The following is a 16,778-nucleotide window of genomic DNA, read 5'->3' as shown; positions in this document are numbered from 1 at the left end:
CAGTTTTTGATACTTATTATAAAGGGATAAGCAAATATTTTGGGTCTTATATTTTAGAAAGGAGAAACTTTTTCTTATTATATAGGGGAAATAATAACCAAAAGTATGCAGATATATCAAGTATATCGTATAGCTCTTTTTCGTATCCTTATATAGGATACCATATATAGCCAAGTAATAACTAAAATGTAAACGTGTGAAGAGAATAATAGTGATCATGACCATCATAACCACGAGTATTTTTTATGGTCAGGAAGAGATTCCATTAGTAGAGTATAATCAGATATTAGAACGCTTATATGACTTAGAAGAAAAAGAAGACTATGAGGGCATTCTTACCGAGCTCGATAAGATTAGTGTAAATGATTCTATTTATACCGCTAATTTGGTGACCAAATCCTATTACTTACTACAGTTAGAGAAATATGATGAGGTAGTGGCCATCTGTGATCAGGGACTACAAGCCGAGGATACTACCGAGGAGTATTCCTTTTACCTAAACAAAGGATTGGCATTGATACAGGCAGAAAAGTATCCACAAGCGATAGAAGTATATACCAATGCCCTTAAACACTATCCTAAAAACAATGTACTGTATCACAATCTGGGATATATATACCAGAAAATGGAACAGTGGGAAAAAGCATTACAAAACTATAAACAATCCGTAATGCTCAATCCCTTCTATGAGAAAAGCCACTTAGAGATCGGGAAACTATCTTTTAAAGAAGGTCAGACGGCACAAGCGTTGATGGCTTTTAATATGTATCTGATTATAAATCCCGATGGAGAAAATTCGTTTAATGCGCTTAACCTGATCAATAATCTAGTCTCGCAGAAAAGCGACATAGAAGCCTTAGACATTACCATTTCTGAGGATGATGAAACTTTCGAAGATATTGATTTGGTATTGGATAGTAGAATGGCGATGAACAAGGATTTTAAACTAAATAATAAAATCAATATTGGATTAACACGACAGAATCAAGCGTTATTAGAGCAATTACAGGATTATGAAGGTAATGGGGGATTTTGGGATCGCAAATATGTACCATTTTTTAATTGGATTACAGAGAATAATCATTTCGATGCTTTTACCTACACCATTTCTTATAGTATTCAGAATAAAGATTTTAAGAAAATCGTAGATAAGAATGTAGATGAGATAAAGTCCTTTATTGATGTGGCTTATGATAAATGGCAAGCCATAATGGAGGCTGATAATGAAGAGGTATTCGAAGGAAAAAAACAAAAGGTGACCTATGCTTATGAAAATTATAACTTTTTACAAGCTGTAGGGATCATGAAAGAAGGTAAAAAGATAGGAAATTGGGAAGTGTATGATGATAAAGGAAGGCGCATAGGAAACGGAAAATTTAATGAAGATGGGGTGCGCACAGGAGATTGGCAATGGTATGATGCTTCGGGAAACATTTCTGAAGAAGAGCATTATAAAGACGGAAAACTAGAAGGACAGTATACCTATTTTTATAAAAATGGAAATAAGGAAATAGAATGCAATTACGTAGCCGGAAAATTAAACGGAGACTATAAAAAGTATAATAAAAAAGGAGCACTCGTAGAACACAAACAGTTTAAAAATGGAGTGCTTGATGGCCAGTACCTATCATATCACAAAATTGGTGAGCGCGCAAAGGATTATGAGCTGATGTATAAAGATGGGAAACCTGTAGGAGAGCTTAGACAATATTATGTAGATGGTTCTTTGTTTAAAAAACGTTCTTTCCTAGATGGAAAAGTAAACGGAACAGAAAAATTGTATTACCATACAGGAGAATTAATGGGAGAATACGAGTATAAAGAAGGATTGTATAATGGACCTTATGTCTCTTATTATCGCAATGGGCAGAAATCTGAAGAAGGTGTTACCGCACAAGGATATTATGATGGTAACTGGAAGTTATATCATCGAAATGGTGCCTTAATGAATGCTATTACCTATAAAAAAGGAGAACTTAATGAAGCCTATTTGGAGTATGATGTAGACGGAAAGCTACACTACGATTTTACCTATAGAAATGATGAGTTTATCGCTTTTAAATATTACAATAAAAACAAGGAGATCATCGGCGAAGGAAGAAAAAAGAAAGGCGAGTTTTATTATAAAGGATATGATCCTTTAGGAAGCTTAATTACCGAAGGCTTATACGATATCAAAGGAGGAAAAGTAGGAGAATGGAAATACTATTCTGAAGGGTATATGACTAACAAAGTGCCTTATGAAGATAATAAGGTACAAGGAGATAACTATAATTATTATAGATCAGGGAAAGAAGAATCAATTACACCTTATAAAAATGATTCTATTCATGGATATTACCGCAGTTATCATGAAAATGGTGCGCTAGCAGAACATGGTTGGTATCAAAAAAATCTGATTCATGGCGATTGGAAATCCTATTATCCAGACGGAACCCTGAAAAGAGAAAGTTTCTATCACAAAGGGAAACAACATGGAACACAAAAGCTTTATGGAGTAGAAGGAAAATTACTATCCACCAGTATGTATGCGTATGGCGATATAGTTGCAGAAAAAAAGTATCATCCAGATGGTAGTCTAATACAAGAAGTACTCTATGATCCTACCAAAGAATCCTATACCGTTACCATAAAAGGATACAACGGAAAAACTCAATCCACTACCGAATATATGTATGGTGTAAAAAATGGAAAGTATACCAAGTATAATACCGAAGGTAAAATAGTAATTGAAGGTAGTTTTCTGAATGATAATCTACACGGTTCATGGATCTGGTATTATGATAGCGGAGAAGTAAGTAGAAAAGGACAGTATTTTCAGGGAGAATATGATCAAACATGGACTACCTATCATGAAAATGGCACAATTAATGAGAAATTTTCTTACGAATCAGGAAAATTAAACGGAGTGTATGAATCGTATAATGAAGAAGGTATTCTAATTCGTAAGATTCCGTATATCGATGATAAAATGCATGGAGAGCGAGAGTTTTATAGTCCAGAAGGAAAATTACAGGTAGTTCGCTATTATCATTTGGATAATATTATTGGCTATAGCTATCATGATAAAGAGGGTAAGCTACTACCGATGATACCTATTGATAATTATAGCGGAAAGCTGCAAGCATATTTCGATAACGGGAAACCTTCTATGGAGGGAGAGTTTAAAAATGGAGTGCTTGTAAATCAGTTTAAAGCCTATTATTACTCTGGTCAGTTAGAACGAATTAGTGATAACAAATATGGAAATATTGATGGGAAATACACTAAATATTATGCCGACGGGAAAGTAAAAGAAGAAATGATCTATGATCATGGACTATTAAACGGAGTATACAAAAAGTATTACCCAAATGGGAAGATCAAAGAAGAGGTACTATATCGCCAAAATGAACGCAGCGGAAAAGCATTATATTATGATAAAGCTGGAAAACTAACCAAAGAAAAAGTATATTACAATGACGTAGCCACAAAATAAGATAAAAAATATGCTTAGAAATCAATTAGTAGTGCTGGTACTACTGCTGTCTTTTATAGGACATGCGCAAAGTGCCTCACCTTTATTTAAAGAATACAAAGCAAAATATCCCGAAGAATATTCGGTAAAATTGTTAGAAGAGAGAAACGTAGATATTCGCCTGAAGAATGGAGAGATTTTGATTACGCAAGAGGTAATGGAGGAGAATCTATACCTAGATGCCGCAGCAACATATCAATCAAAACAATCCATCAACTATTCTACTTTTTTAGAAGTAGAAGAGATAGAAGCAGCTTCTATGGTATATGAAAATGGAAAGTATAACACGATCAAAGTAGAAGATTTTGTGACCAAAGATGAGATGGACCAAAGTTTCTACGATGATTCTAAGTCGATTAATTTTATTTATCCCAATTTACAACCAGGCTCTAAATCCAAACTTAAGTATGTAGAAAAGATTAAGAATCCTCGATTTCTGGGAACCTTCTTTTTTGCAGATTTTAATCCCACAGTAAAGAGTAAACTAACAATTACTGTGGATAAGAATATCTCCATGAAATTTAAGGATTTTAATATTGGAGAACTTCCGATAAATTTTTCAGAATCCGAAAAACGAGGAAAGAAAGTGTATACTTGGGAAGTAAACCAAATGGACAAATTTGAGATAGAGCCTGGTGCTCCCAACTTTAGAAATACACTACCGCATTTGATTCCGATGATCACCGAATATGAATCCAAAGGAAAGAAAGTAAAAGTGCTTGGCGAAGTATCAGACCTATACGATTGGTACTATTCTCTAGTAAAAGATATCAATAAATCAGAACCAGATCAGGAATTAGAAAAGATAGTAGCACAACTTACACAGGATAAAAAAACTGATCTCGAAAAGGTAAAAGCTATTTACTATTGGGTACAAGAAAACATAAAATACATCGCTTTCGAATATGCTTTAGGAGGTTTTGTTCCTAGGCAAGCAAATGATGTGTTCAACAAAAAATATGGAGACTGCAAGGATAATTCTAGTATACTACAAGAAATGCTCGAAATTGCTGGCCTGCAAGGAAACTTAACCTGGATAGGTACGCGTAGCATACCATATAAGTATGAAGAAGTTCCTACTCCTTCTGTGGATAATCATATGATTCTTACCTACAAAGATGGTGATGACATATATTATCTAGATGCTACGGGAAGATACATTCCTATCGATTTACCAACTTCTTTTATCCAAGGAAAAGAAGCATTAGTAGCTGTAAATGAAAATGAATTTGAGATCAAAGAAGTACCCGTTATAGATGCTAAAAGAAATACGCTTATCGATTCTACCTATTTGAAAATTGAAGACCAAACAATAAAAGGGAAAGGAAGTTTTAAACTATCTGGATACTCTAAAATAGATTTCTTTAATGCCTTCGAAAGAGAGAAAAAAGAAGAGAATCTAAAGTCAATTTATACCAGAGAACTTAGAAAAGGAAGCAACAAGTTTTTGATCGAAAGCTTTGAAGAAATTAATAAGTACGATTACGATAAGGATTTTACCATCAACTATGCATTCAACATAAAGGATTACATGACTACCTTGGATAATGAAACCTATATTAACCTAAATCTCAATAAAGAGATTAGTCGTTTTAAACTTAAGAAAGACCGAAAAAGCGCAAGAGAATATAGATATAAATCCTATACCAAAAATGTAACAGTACTAGAAATTCCAAAGGATAAAGAAGTATCCTACATTCCTGAAAGTTTTTCTATTGAGAATGATTTTTTTCAGTGTTCGATTACTTATACCAAACAAGGATCTTCTATTCTATATGAATTAGAAATGAATCAGGATTTTATTTTATTAGATGTTTCTCAGCAAAAAGAGTTCAATAATTTGATTAAAAAGATAGAGAAAAATTTTAAAGAAGTGGTGATTTTAAAAGATAAAAAGTAAACAAATCCAGCACGTTTGACAACTAAAAAATTATAAATGAAAGAACTAAAATACTTAGCAATTATAATTCTTTTGACCAGCAATTTGTGGAGTCAAAAAGAACCTTACTATACAACCTACGATTGGGATGACGATCCAGTGGCTACTATCGATCTAAAAAAATATGAGGATAAAGACATCGTAGCTTTTAAAGATAAGGTAGTTAATGAGTTCTATTTTTTGGACGATGATAGCTTTGTAGAATATGCACTGATTCATAAACTATATTGGCTTAATTCTAATGATAATATCGAGAAATATAACAAGGTATACCTTCCTTCGAGTCCCAACTCTGAGGTGGTAACCAATAAAGCTCGTGTTATTACCAAATCAGGTAAAATTATAGAATTAGATGATTCTAAGATTCTAACTTCCGAAGATGAAGAAACAAAACGTACCTTAAAATATTACGCCTTAGAAGGAGTAGAAAAAGGAGGATTTATAGAGTACTTTTTTGTTGTAAAGAGATATCCAGGATATACAGGAAAAAGAGTAACATTACAATCAGATTTCGAAAAAGAGAATGTAAGTTTCGAATTGTTAGCACCTACCAATCTGATTTTTAAAACCAAAAGCTATAATGAGCTTCCTGATGTGATTCAGGATACTACCAATACAGATAAAAATCATTGGAAACTAGAGCTTGATACCTTAGAAGCGATTGATAATGAGGAGCAAGCTCCTTATGGTGCCATGAAAAAATACCTGATCTATAAGCTAGAGAAAAACACCAATAATCCAGCTAATGATATCGTTTCGTATCGAATAGGATCTCAGAATATTTATAAAAACTTATTTCCAGAAGTAGATGAAAAGCTCAATAAAAAAATAACAAAGTTTGTAAAATCTATCGAGGATGCAGATCATGAAGATACTGCTACAAAAATTAGAGCGCTAGAGAATTATATCAAAGCGAATATATATGTAGCCGATGTAAATCGAAAAGACCTGGAAGATGTTTCGAGTATATTAGACAATAAAGTGGCTAATGAAAGAGGTATTGTAAAACTATACCTTGCTCTAAGTAAAGTTCTGAACATTAAACATCAACTCGTATATACGACCGACAGGAGAGAAATGAAGTTTGATAAAGGGTTTGAGGCCTACAACTTTTTGCTAGAAACACTGATCTACTTTCCTAAGCTTAAATTGTATATGGCTCCTACCAAAATAGAGTCTAGATTAGGGTTTCCGCCAGGTTATTTTACAGACAATTATGGACTATTTATTAAACCTGTAACCTTAGGAGGCTTTACGTCGGGAGTGGGTAGTATCAAATATATCAAACCAGTAAATTATGATAAGACCAATTATAATTTAGTAATGAATGTAAGTTTTGATCCAGAAGATCTTACTGTAACAGACCTAAAAATGGATCGGGTTATGGATGGATATTATGCAGTGTACATACAACCATTTATGGATATCGCCAAAGAGGAAAACAAAGATGAAATGATCGAAAGTGTGATTAAATCTATCAATCCTAATGTCGAAATTGTAGCAAAGAAAGCAATCAACGCGTCTTCTAAAGACTTCGGAACCAAACCTCTACAAATTATTGCAGACCTAAAATCTGAAGACTATGTAGACAAAGCAGGCAATAAATACCTGTTTAAGATTGGGTCTATCATCGGTCCGCAGCAAGAGATGTATCAGGAAAAAGTACGACAGCTTCCCGCAGAAAATGAATTCGAAAGAAGTTACGATCGAAAGATTGTCGTAGACATCCCTACAGGATATCAATTCAAAAATCTGGATAAGATTAATATCAATGAATCTTATAACAAGGACGATAAAGAGTTGTTTATGTTTTCATCCTCTTACGAGATAAAAGACAATCAACTGATCGTATCGATTAAAGAATTTTATAATCAAAACATTATCGATGTTGCGTTATATGAAGACTACAGAAAGGTCATTAACAGCGCTGCTAATTTTAATAAAGTAACATTGGTATTAGAAAAGATTTAAATACTAGACAAGATAAAGCTATTACAGGTATAACCTCACTTGATTGGAAAATAAAAAAGCCTGCACAATGTGTGCAGGCTTCTATTCATGAGTGGAGAAGATGGGACTCGAACCCACGACCTCTTGACTGCCAGTCAAGCACTCTAGCCAGCTGAGCTACATCCCCAAGAATACTGTAATGATGGAGCGAGCGCCTGTCCGCCAAAGCGTAGCGGAGGAGCAAGCTACATCTCTATATCTTTCTAGTAAGCTCCTTTAAGTACCAACAAAGGAATTCTACTTTCAAAATCTTTTTTCAGGACTTTGTTATCTTCCCAAAGCTTCCCAAAGAATCCTCTATTACGTCGTAAAACACAAAGTAAATCTGGATTGTTTTCATTAAGGTGTTCTAAAACCCCTTGGAATAAAGTACCATTTTCCGATGATTTGTAAGAACTGATCAGCGTTGCTAAATCTTTCTGAAACTCCGAATCTTCTGGCAAATACTCTGCCGTTTTAACTTGTAACAATTTGATGTCAGCATTGAACGTACTTAGAATCTCTTTAATAGGATTTAAAGTTGTTTCTTTTTTGATAATACCAGACTTAATAGCCATTAATATTTTAGAAATTGGCTTGAACTCATAATTTTCCGGAATGATCAATACCGGAATTTCTGTTTTCTTAACCAAACTTCCGGAAGTCTCACCCAAAAAATAAGGCATTTTAATATCATCACTCTCCGCACCTAACACAATCAAATCAATAGAATGTTTTAGATTAAATTCTGGAATGGCTTCTAATAAATCTCCTTCTAGCGGAAGTGCTGTAACAGTAACATCTTTTTTGTCTACCTGAGCGAGTTTTTCTTCAATAGTAGTTGCCGAAATATCTTTTAGCGTCTCGTTTACTGAAGGAAGACTACCAGATCGGGGTAACTCCTTAAATACTTGCACTGCATATACCGTTCCGCCTAACTCTTTAGCAAAATCAATTGCATATTGCAATCGTGCGATACTTACAGAATTTTTGGATAACCCTAATGGGACTAGGATGTTTTTCATTACTAAGCCTGATTTGTGTTCTAAGGAGCAAAATTACAACTTTTGATGAGTTAAAAGGCTTTTTTGTCCATAGATGCACCACTAATCGCTATTTCTTTTCTTAAAGTTTCTTTAAAATAAATTATGCCTTCTTCTAAAACCTCCTCTTCGAGATAATAGTTTGTATTTTTGCCACTTGATAAAAATTATGATTCGTAAAGCGACACCTTCAGACCTAGATGCAATTCACAAGTTAACACAAGCTTGTGCTAAAGCAATGATTGCCAAAGGAATTTATCAATGGAACGAACACTATCCCACCCGAACTCGTTTCGAAAAAGATATTGAGTTAGAAGAGTTGTATGTTCTAGAAGAAGGTCATATCAAAGGTATCATTGTACTTACAGAACTGATGGACGATGAGTATATTCCTATACAGTGGTTAACAGAAAATGAGAATAGTCTATATGTACATAGATTGGCTGTACATCCGGATTATTGGGGTAATGGATATGCTCAGCAGTTAATGAATTGGGCAGAAACTCAGGCAAAAGAAAAGAAGTACGCATCGGTACGGTTAGATACATTTAGCCAAAACAAAAGAAATCATACGTTTTATGAAACCAGAGGATATCAGCGATTAGGGAACATATTTTTTCCTAAGCAAAGTGAGCATCCTTTCTATTGTTATGAATTGGTATTGTGAGTAGTATCATAAGTTTTAAAAATATTAATAAACTTGCTGTTCCGGCAATTATTGCAGGAATTGCAGAGCCTGTATTATCCGCTACGGATACTGCTATTGTGGGTAATATTCCAGTACACGGCACAGAATCACTTGCTGCGGTGGGAATTGTAGGATCATTTTTATCGGCACTTATTTGGATATTGGCACAAACGAGAGCGGTGATATCTGCCATCATTTCTCAATATCTGGGAGCAGGAAAATTGGATGAAGTTAAAATGTTACCAGCGCAAGCAATCCTTTTTAATATAGGATTGAGTATCGCAATATTATTAGCTACAGTTCCTTTTATCAAGGAGATTTTTATACTGCTCAAAGCAGAAGGCGTTGTGCTCGATTATTGTATTTCGTATTACAGGATTAGGGTTTGGGGATTTCCACTTACCTTATTTGTTTTTGCAATTTTTGGCATATTCAGAGGATTGCAAAATACATTTTGGCCTATGATCATTGCCTTAATCGGAGTGGTTGCCAATATCATATTCGATATTGTTTTGGTCTATGGGATCGAAGGGTTTTTAGAACCTATGTATCTAGAAGGAGCAGCATGGGCCAGTTTGTGTTCTCAGGTACTTATGGCCATTTTATCTCTGATTTTTTTGCTTAAGAAAACCGACGTTTCCTTACGATTAGAAAAATTATGGCATCCCGAGATGAAACGATTTATGATCATGAGTTTTAACTTGTTCATTCGTTCTTTTGCACTAAACACCACCATAATTCTGGCAGCAAGAGAAGCAACCAGTATTGGAACCAATTATATTGCAGCACATAGTATCGCTATACAATTGTGGTTGTTTTTCGCTTTTTTCATTGATGGATATGGCGGTGCAGGTAATATATTGGGCGGAAGATTATTGGGAGCAAAGGATTACAAAAACCTGATTGCCATGTCCAAAAAAGTAAATCTGTATGGAATTATCGTTGCTAGTATATTAGGAGGCGCAGCCTTACTCATTCCAGAGCGGTTAGGGCTGATTTTTACCAAAGATCCAGAAGTAATCACTATTTTTAAAAGCTTCTTCTACCTTGTAGTTATCGCCCTGCCAATTAATGCAGTAGCCTTTGTTGGTGATGGAATATTTAAAGGAATGGGTGAAACAGGTTTCTTAAGGAATGTATTATTAGGGTCTACTTTTTTAGGATTTATTCCTACTCTTATGATTGCCCGATATATGGATTGGAAACTCCATGGTGTATGGATTGCCATTACGGTATGGATGTTTATACGAGGATTGGCATTATTGATTAAGTTTAGACGAAAGTACTACCCTTTGGCCACTAGCTAAAAGCGAATTTTAAAATAGCCATCGCTATAACCACATACAAACAGATCAGTATAGCTCTAAACTTTATCAGATACTTTTTTTCCATGGATTAAAAGTACTGTGTGACACAAAAAATAGAAATAAGTAGAACTACGGGTTTTGTTAGAATAGCCTTGTGTTATGGTTGGGCGTTACCCTATCGGGTCGGGCTTTTCACTACAATTCCTCGCACCTCGTCATCCTCGGGCTGTGGGATTTACATTACAATCCCTAACGCGTAAGTTCGTATATTTATTAAAACAGAAGAACATTAGTTGATTATAAAATAATGTCAGCAGCATACCTAACACTAATAGAAATAGCATTACTGGTTTTTGTAATCCACAAGAGTTATCAATATTTTATTTTTAAATATCGTTCTAAACTGGTGGAAGCAACGGTAAAAGAAATTAAAGAGTATGAAGTGTTTCAGACCTTTACATCCAAAAGCTTTCAAGGTGAAAAATTAGCAATAAAAGTTACTTTGGAATATGAAATAGAAGGCAAAATTTTTTCAAAAATAGAAAGAATAACAAAAGATTCTAGTCAAATAGCATTAGGTGAAAAAATTCAGTTAAGAGTAGTTAGTAGTGATCCTGAACAGTGTAGTCTAAAGTCAGACAAAATACGTTTTAGAAATATGATATTGGGTGTCATTGTTTTGTTAATTTGGTCGACATTGACATTCGTTATTCTAAAAACCTCTAGTTAGAAAGTAGACATTTATATCCAAGTATAAAAGATTATGAGCAGCAATATGTTTAGTGATCATTTCTTTTAATAAAGAACAAATAGTAATTGTAAAAGTCACTTCGATCTATCGATGGCATTCTTTTTATAACCGCTGAATATTACCTATTTTTATCAAAAATCAAAACCAAATGACTACTACACGAACTAATGGAAGTTTGTATACACATACCGAAAACCATGTTGCTACCATAGAGTTTGGACATCCATCTAGCAATTCGTTTCCATCAGAATTATTAGAGCGATTAACCAAAGCATTTGATACATTATCCAATGATACATCTGTACATGTGATTATTCTAAAATCAGAAGGTGAGCGTGCCTTTTGTGCAGGAGCTTCTTTTGATGAGTTGATTTCTATTACCAATTTAGAAAAAGGGAAACAGTTTTTTTCTGGATTTGCCAATGTAATTAATGCTATGAGAAGGTGTAAGCAACCTATCATTGGTAGAATACAAGGCAAAACAGTTGGAGGAGGAGTAGGATTGGCGGCGGCTTGCGATTACTGTATGGCTACAGAAGCCGCTTCTATTAAGTTAAGCGAACTAACCATAGGTATTGGTCCTTTTGTGATTGAACCTGCGGTATCCAGAAAAATAGGATTGGCAGCTTTTGAAGCTTTGGCTTGGGATGCATCTCAATGGAAAAATGCCTATTGGGCCAAAGAACGAGGATTGTTTACCAGAGTCTTCGAAACGATTGAAGAACTAGATAAGGAAATACAACTATTTGCCGAAAAATTAGCAAGTTATAATCCACAAGCTACACAGCAAATGAAAAAAGTAACCTGGCTAGGAACAGATCATTGGAGTGATCTGTTGATCGAAAGAGCAGCTGTTTCTGGAGAATTGGTATTATCCGAGTTTACTAAAAATGCTTTACACAAGTTTAAAAAATAAGATATGGAAATACTGAATTTTTTAGGAGGCAACGGATTATTTATAATTCTGGGAATCATTTTAGTAGTTGTTTATTTCTATAATAAAAGAAAGAGAAGATAAGGTTGTCTAAAAAGTAACTTTATAATGTCAAACTGAGCTTGTCGAAGTTTTTAATCAGTTGATTTTCAATTTGTCTTCGACAGGCTCAGACTGACAATACGTGTTTTCAATACTTTTTAGACAGCCTGATATATCTGGTTATTTACAAGAAATCTCTCTTTAAAACTTCTTCTAAACTTTCCGGTTCTTGCCCTGTGAGATCCTTTATAGCTGTTGTTACTTCGCTTACCTTTCCTTGTTTAATCATTCCATAAACAGGAATCATATAATCTGCAATAAAATCTGGAGCACCAGATTCTTTTAATACCTGTTTATAGGTGCTTTCATCTGGATTAGGATAGGTAATTTCTCTTCCTAATATGTTGCTTAGCATAGAGGCAACATCAAAATGAGAGTATGCTTTTGCTCCAGTAAGGACATGAGTTTCTTTAACCCTATTCTGAGCTGTAAGTAATTCGGCAATAGCACTCCCTACATCTTTAGAAGAAACAAAGGATGATTTTCCTTCTCCAGCAGGAGAAAAAATAATATTACGATCCTGTATATTCTCTCGTTCATAGTTGCCGAAATTCTGCATAAAAAATCCAGGGCGAACGATATTCCAATCTAAAGAAGAATTCCTTAACTTTTCTTCCATTTTTTTGTGAAAAGGTAATTCTTCAAGATTTTCCATACCATTTCCCGATAAGTATATGAGTCTTCCTTTATAATTTTCTTGTAAATAATCTACAAAAGGTTCTAGTAATTCATAAAGCCCAGGATTTAATGGAGGACCTAATAAGAAGATTGCATCTGACTTTAAAACTTCTTGATAGGATGTTTTATCTTCGTAATCAAAGTATGCTCCAGTAACAGATTTTTCAAAAACGTCTTGGACTTTTTGGGTATTTCTAGTACCTGCAATTACTTGTTCTTTTTTAGTAAGTAGGTTGTTTACTACTTCTCTTCCTATAGTACCTGTAGCACCGGTAATAAAATAAGTTGACATAATGATGATCTTTTTTGTAACAAGGTAAATACATTAGTATCTTAGTGCAAGTAGGTACATAAAAGTGCAGTAGTTTCTTTTTATATACTAATATTGATTATCAGTATTTTCAAAATAAAATTTTATGAGTTTTTTATCAGAAAAAGAATGCGAAGGTCCAATTAAATGTCCGGTAATGACAACACTTAGCGTTATTGGAGGTAAATGGAAGCCTGGTATTTTATGGGAATTACAAAACAACGAAATATTGCGTTTTGGTCAATTAAAGAAAAGATTGGGAACGATTACTCAGAAAATGTTGACCCAGCAATTACGAGAGTTGGAAACGGATGGTATAATTATACGGAAAATATATCCCGAAGTTCCTCCACGTGTAGAGTATCGTTTATCTGATTATGGTAAAAGTTTATCTCCTGTACTCAATGAAATGGCAAATTGGGGTACAGGACATTTACAAACAATAACCAATGAATAAGCGTTATTTACTTTTTAAAATAAAATAGAAGATAATCTTCACTAACTTTGCAAAAAGTTAGATCACCGCAAATGAGTAAAATTAGAATCACAAAACAATTTTCTTTTGAAACAGGTCATGCACTTTATGGATATGACGGTAAGTGCAAAAACGTTCACGGGCATAGCTACAAGCTCAGTGTAACCGTTATAGGAGAACCTATTACAGATACATCTCATGTGAAACTAGGGATGGTAATAGATTTTGGAGACTTAAAAAAAATTGTAAAAGAAGATATCGAAGATGTGTTTGATCATGCCACAGTTTTTAATAAAAACACACCTCATGTAGAATTAGCAAAAGAGTTGGAAAAACGAGGGCATAATGTCATTTTGGTAGATTACCAGCCTACCAGTGAGAACATGGTGATTGATTTCGCGAAAAAAATAAGAGCTAAACTTCCTGAAAATATTGAGTTACACTCCTTAAAACTTCAAGAAACTGAAACTTCTTTTGCAGAATGGTTTGCCTCAGATAATGATCAATAGTAATTGTTTTTTCACTTTATAGTATCCCACAGATCCAATGAAAAACATATATTTAGCGGAAGGTAAGAAAATATATTTTGCATCAGATAACCATTTGGGAGCTCCTACAAAGGAGAAAAGCTTTCCAAGAGAGCAGAATTTTGTAAAATGGTTAGATGAGGTAAAGCAAGATGCCGCTGCTATATTTTTATTAGGGGATCTTTTCGATTTTTGGTTCGAATATAAAACAGTAATACCTAAAGGATTTACCAGAACTTTAGGTAAGCTCGCCGAGATTACCGATGCAGGAATTCCGATGTACTATTTTGTAGGTAATCATGATCTATGGATGAATGGATATTTCGAAGAAGAACTAAATATTCCCGTATATCATCAGCCACAAGAATTTAGCTTTAACGACACTACTTTTTTAATCGGTCATGGCGATGGACTTGGTCCTGGCGATAAAGGATACAAGCGAATGAAAAAAGTGTTTACAAATCCTGTCGCCAAGTGGTTCTTTAGATGGTTGCATCCTGATTTGGGGGTGCGATTAGCACAATATCTTTCGGTAAAAAATAAATTAATTTCTGGAGATGATGACGTTACTTTTCTAGGAGAAGACAATGAATGGTTAGTACAGTATTGTAAGCGAAAGTTGGAAACAAAACATACAGATCATTTTGTTTTTGGTCATAGACATCTTCCTATGGAGATTGATCTTAAAGACAATTCCAGATATACCAATTTAGGGGATTGGATTATACATTATACCTATGCTGTTTTTGATGGTAATGAAATGAAGTTGGAAAAGTATCCCTTACCCGAGTAGTCTGCAAAACTTAGAGGCAATAAAAAAGCGAATAATCATAAAGTGACTATCCGCTTTATAGGGTAGAAGTTCAAGGAAATACTATTGCCTTGCTATTTTTTTAGTAATTACAGTATTATCTAGTCGTACTTTTAATATATACAATCCTGTTGATAATTTGGATGTATTAAGGTCGTTCATCTGTATCGATTTTGTTCCAGAAGCTATACTTCCCAGATTTTTTGAAGCAATGCGATTTCCTTTAAGGTCTATAATTTCTGCGCTAGCATTACTTACTTTTTTAGATAACGAGATGTTAAGTGTTATATTATCAGATTGTATAGGAAGTGGATAAATATCCACCGAATAACTAGCTTCACTATTTTTGGTGATTTCTCGTATTCTAGAAGCACTTACTCCTTCTATAACAAATCGTTCCCAGGGACCTACGGCATTTCTATTGCAATTCATAGCTTTATTACCATTTTCATGGCTTACATATTTTCCATTATTTCCTTTAATGGCATATACATTTCCTCCCAAGGATTCCAAAGTAAATCGTTCCCAAGATCCCACGGCATTTCTATTACAGTTCATGGGTTTACCACCATTTTCAGAACTAACATATTTTCCATTATTTCCTTTAAAACTTACAGTTCCATTTGCTGCTGGTTCCATAATGAATTGCTCTAAAGTTCCTACAGAGTTTCTATTACAATTCATGGAAGCACTACCATTCTCTGAACTTACATATTTATTAATGGTTTGCCCTAAAATGGAAACAACGTCATCATTAGATCCACCACCATTGTCATCACCAACGGTAAAGGTTAGCGTTTCGGTAGTTTTTGCACCTTTAGCATCTGTTGCCTCTGCTTTTAATGTATACGTTCCTGCCGATAAATTCTTAAGCGCATTATCTTGGTTGTTATTATTCCAAGTATAAGGACTTACGTTTTCTTGTCTTATAAAAGAGTTATTTAAGTACAGGCGTACATTACTTACTCCATCACTATCTGTAGCTACTACAATTACTTGTAAGGTAGCTGGAGCTGTAAAAGAAGCATTGCTTGCAGGAGTACTAAAAGAAACACTTGGACCAGTATTGTCTCCGTCTCCACCACCACCAAATCTAGGTCTGGAACTTAACCATTCCATATCAAATTTTGGGCCTTTACATTGGCAACCTTGGCTCCCTTGATCTACACGACCAGGACATACTTTTTCATCTTTAATTCTCTTACCTTGTATAGTAATGGCATCATCATGCCCTGGTTCATTACCACATTGTATGGTATTATATCTAGGATCTCCATTGGCTAGATCTCTATAAAAAGGATGTTTCTTAAGCTCATCACAGATATCTTTGATATTTCTACCTTGTCCATTAATAGTAATTTTAAAATTACCTACGCCATGATCAAAGGAAGATTTACAGAAGCAAAAGCCATTTGCCTGATAACTATCCTTCCATGAATTTGCATTAGGAACTATTCTTACTCCTTGATCATAGGTGTCCTGACCAGTACAACCGGTATCTGGTACATTTTGCTGAGCATTGGTAATATTAGCAACAAATAGGAATGCTAATATTTTTAAAATTAATAGTTTACGTTTCATAGTTATTGGTTTTAAAAGTATAGGTTGTTATAAGGTAACAATAATTATTCGGAAGAAATATAAATTCGACCAATTCTAAAGATACTGTAACCTTGTGAATCTAAGATGCGAAAAATAGAATCCGTA

13 protein-coding genes and 1 tRNA gene are annotated in these 16,778 nt (G+C 34.2%); 10 read left to right on the top strand and 4 right to left on the bottom strand.

The genetic code is table 11. The features are described from left to right. Nucleotides 1-196 precede the first annotated feature (196 nt). The 3 genes from ACWNT5_RS06080 to ACWNT5_RS06070 are packed head-to-tail and all read left to right on the top strand — an operon-like array spanning nucleotide 197 to nucleotide 7,427. Nucleotides 197-3,478 (top strand): tetratricopeptide repeat protein, encoded by a 3,282-nt coding sequence (locus tag ACWNT5_RS06080; protein WP_456516892.1) that lies wholly within the window; start codon nucleotides 197-199, stop codon nucleotides 3,476-3,478. A 10-nt stretch (nucleotides 3,479-3,488) separates the two neighbouring features. Then, nucleotides 3,489-5,417, top strand: a complete 1,929-nt coding sequence (locus ACWNT5_RS06075; protein ID WP_456516891.1) for a DUF3857 domain-containing protein — start codon at nucleotides 3,489-3,491, stop codon at nucleotides 5,415-5,417. 36 nt (nucleotides 5,418-5,453) lie between these two features. After that, nucleotides 5,454-7,427: a DUF3857 domain-containing protein gene (locus tag ACWNT5_RS06070; protein WP_456516890.1), complete on the top strand. Its 1,974-nt coding sequence runs from the start codon at nucleotides 5,454-5,456 to the stop codon at nucleotides 7,425-7,427. 92 nt (nucleotides 7,428-7,519) lie between these two features. On the opposite strand, the gene ACWNT5_RS06065 is transcribed toward ACWNT5_RS06070, so the two are convergent. Beyond that, nucleotides 7,520-7,593, bottom strand: a tRNA-Ala gene (locus ACWNT5_RS06065). A 76-nt stretch (nucleotides 7,594-7,669) separates the two neighbouring features. After that, entirely contained in the window at nucleotides 7,670-8,470 is an 801-nt protein-coding gene (locus ACWNT5_RS06060) for a universal stress protein (RefSeq protein ID WP_456516889.1), read from the bottom strand. Nucleotides 8,471-8,657: 187 nt separating this feature from the next. Between ACWNT5_RS06060 and ACWNT5_RS06055 the strand changes: the two genes are divergently transcribed. From ACWNT5_RS06055 to ACWNT5_RS06040, 4 genes are all read left to right on the top strand, one after another. Further along, entirely contained in the window at nucleotides 8,658-9,155 is a 498-nt protein-coding gene (locus ACWNT5_RS06055; protein ID WP_456516888.1) for a GNAT family N-acetyltransferase, read from the top strand. Beyond that, a complete protein-coding gene (locus ACWNT5_RS06050) occupies nucleotides 9,152-10,483 on the top strand; it encodes an MATE family efflux transporter (protein ID WP_456516887.1) in 1,332 nt (443 codons plus the stop codon). The genes ACWNT5_RS06055 and ACWNT5_RS06050 overlap by 4 nt, the downstream gene beginning before the upstream one ends. A gap of 307 nt (nucleotides 10,484-10,790) precedes the next feature. After that, a complete protein-coding gene (locus ACWNT5_RS06045; RefSeq protein ID WP_456516886.1) occupies nucleotides 10,791-11,213 on the top strand; it encodes a hypothetical protein in 423 nt (140 codons plus the stop codon). Between the two features lie 169 nt (nucleotides 11,214-11,382). Further along, on the top strand, nucleotides 11,383-12,150 hold the full coding sequence (locus tag ACWNT5_RS06040; protein ID WP_456516885.1) for an enoyl-CoA hydratase/isomerase family protein: 768 nt from the start codon (nucleotides 11,383-11,385) through the stop codon (nucleotides 12,148-12,150). 244 nt (nucleotides 12,151-12,394) lie between these two features. Here ACWNT5_RS06040 and ACWNT5_RS06035 read toward each other — a convergent pair whose 3' ends face one another. Continuing rightward, the gene (locus tag ACWNT5_RS06035) at nucleotides 12,395-13,240 is read right to left on the bottom strand and encodes an NAD(P)H-binding protein (RefSeq protein ID WP_456516884.1); all 846 of its coding nucleotides are present in this window, start codon (nucleotides 13,238-13,240) and stop codon (nucleotides 12,395-12,397) included. A gap of 124 nt (nucleotides 13,241-13,364) precedes the next feature. Between ACWNT5_RS06035 and ACWNT5_RS06030 the strand changes: the two genes are divergently transcribed. From ACWNT5_RS06030 to ACWNT5_RS06020, 3 genes are all read left to right on the top strand, one after another. Beyond that, on the top strand, nucleotides 13,365-13,715 hold the full coding sequence (locus ACWNT5_RS06030) for a winged helix-turn-helix transcriptional regulator (RefSeq protein WP_299604697.1): 351 nt from the start codon (nucleotides 13,365-13,367) through the stop codon (nucleotides 13,713-13,715). 71 nt (nucleotides 13,716-13,786) lie between these two features. Further along, nucleotides 13,787-14,242 (top strand): 6-pyruvoyl trahydropterin synthase family protein, encoded by a 456-nt coding sequence (locus ACWNT5_RS06025; RefSeq protein ID WP_299604700.1) that lies wholly within the window; start codon nucleotides 13,787-13,789, stop codon nucleotides 14,240-14,242. Between the two features lie 37 nt (nucleotides 14,243-14,279). Further along, nucleotides 14,280-15,053: a UDP-2,3-diacylglucosamine diphosphatase gene (locus ACWNT5_RS06020; RefSeq protein ID WP_456516883.1), complete on the top strand. Its 774-nt coding sequence runs from the start codon at nucleotides 14,280-14,282 to the stop codon at nucleotides 15,051-15,053. Nucleotides 15,054-15,134: 81 nt separating this feature from the next. Here ACWNT5_RS06020 and ACWNT5_RS06015 read toward each other — a convergent pair whose 3' ends face one another. Continuing rightward, a complete protein-coding gene (locus ACWNT5_RS06015; protein WP_299604702.1) occupies nucleotides 15,135-16,652 on the bottom strand; it encodes an Ig-like domain-containing protein in 1,518 nt (505 codons plus the stop codon). Between the last annotated feature and the right edge of the window lie 126 nt (nucleotides 16,653-16,778).

It is taken from the genome of Aquimarina sp. 433 (assembly GCF_054054605.1).
Note: the sequence above shows the minus strand (reverse complement) of the source record. Positions and strands in the feature narration are given on the sequence as shown.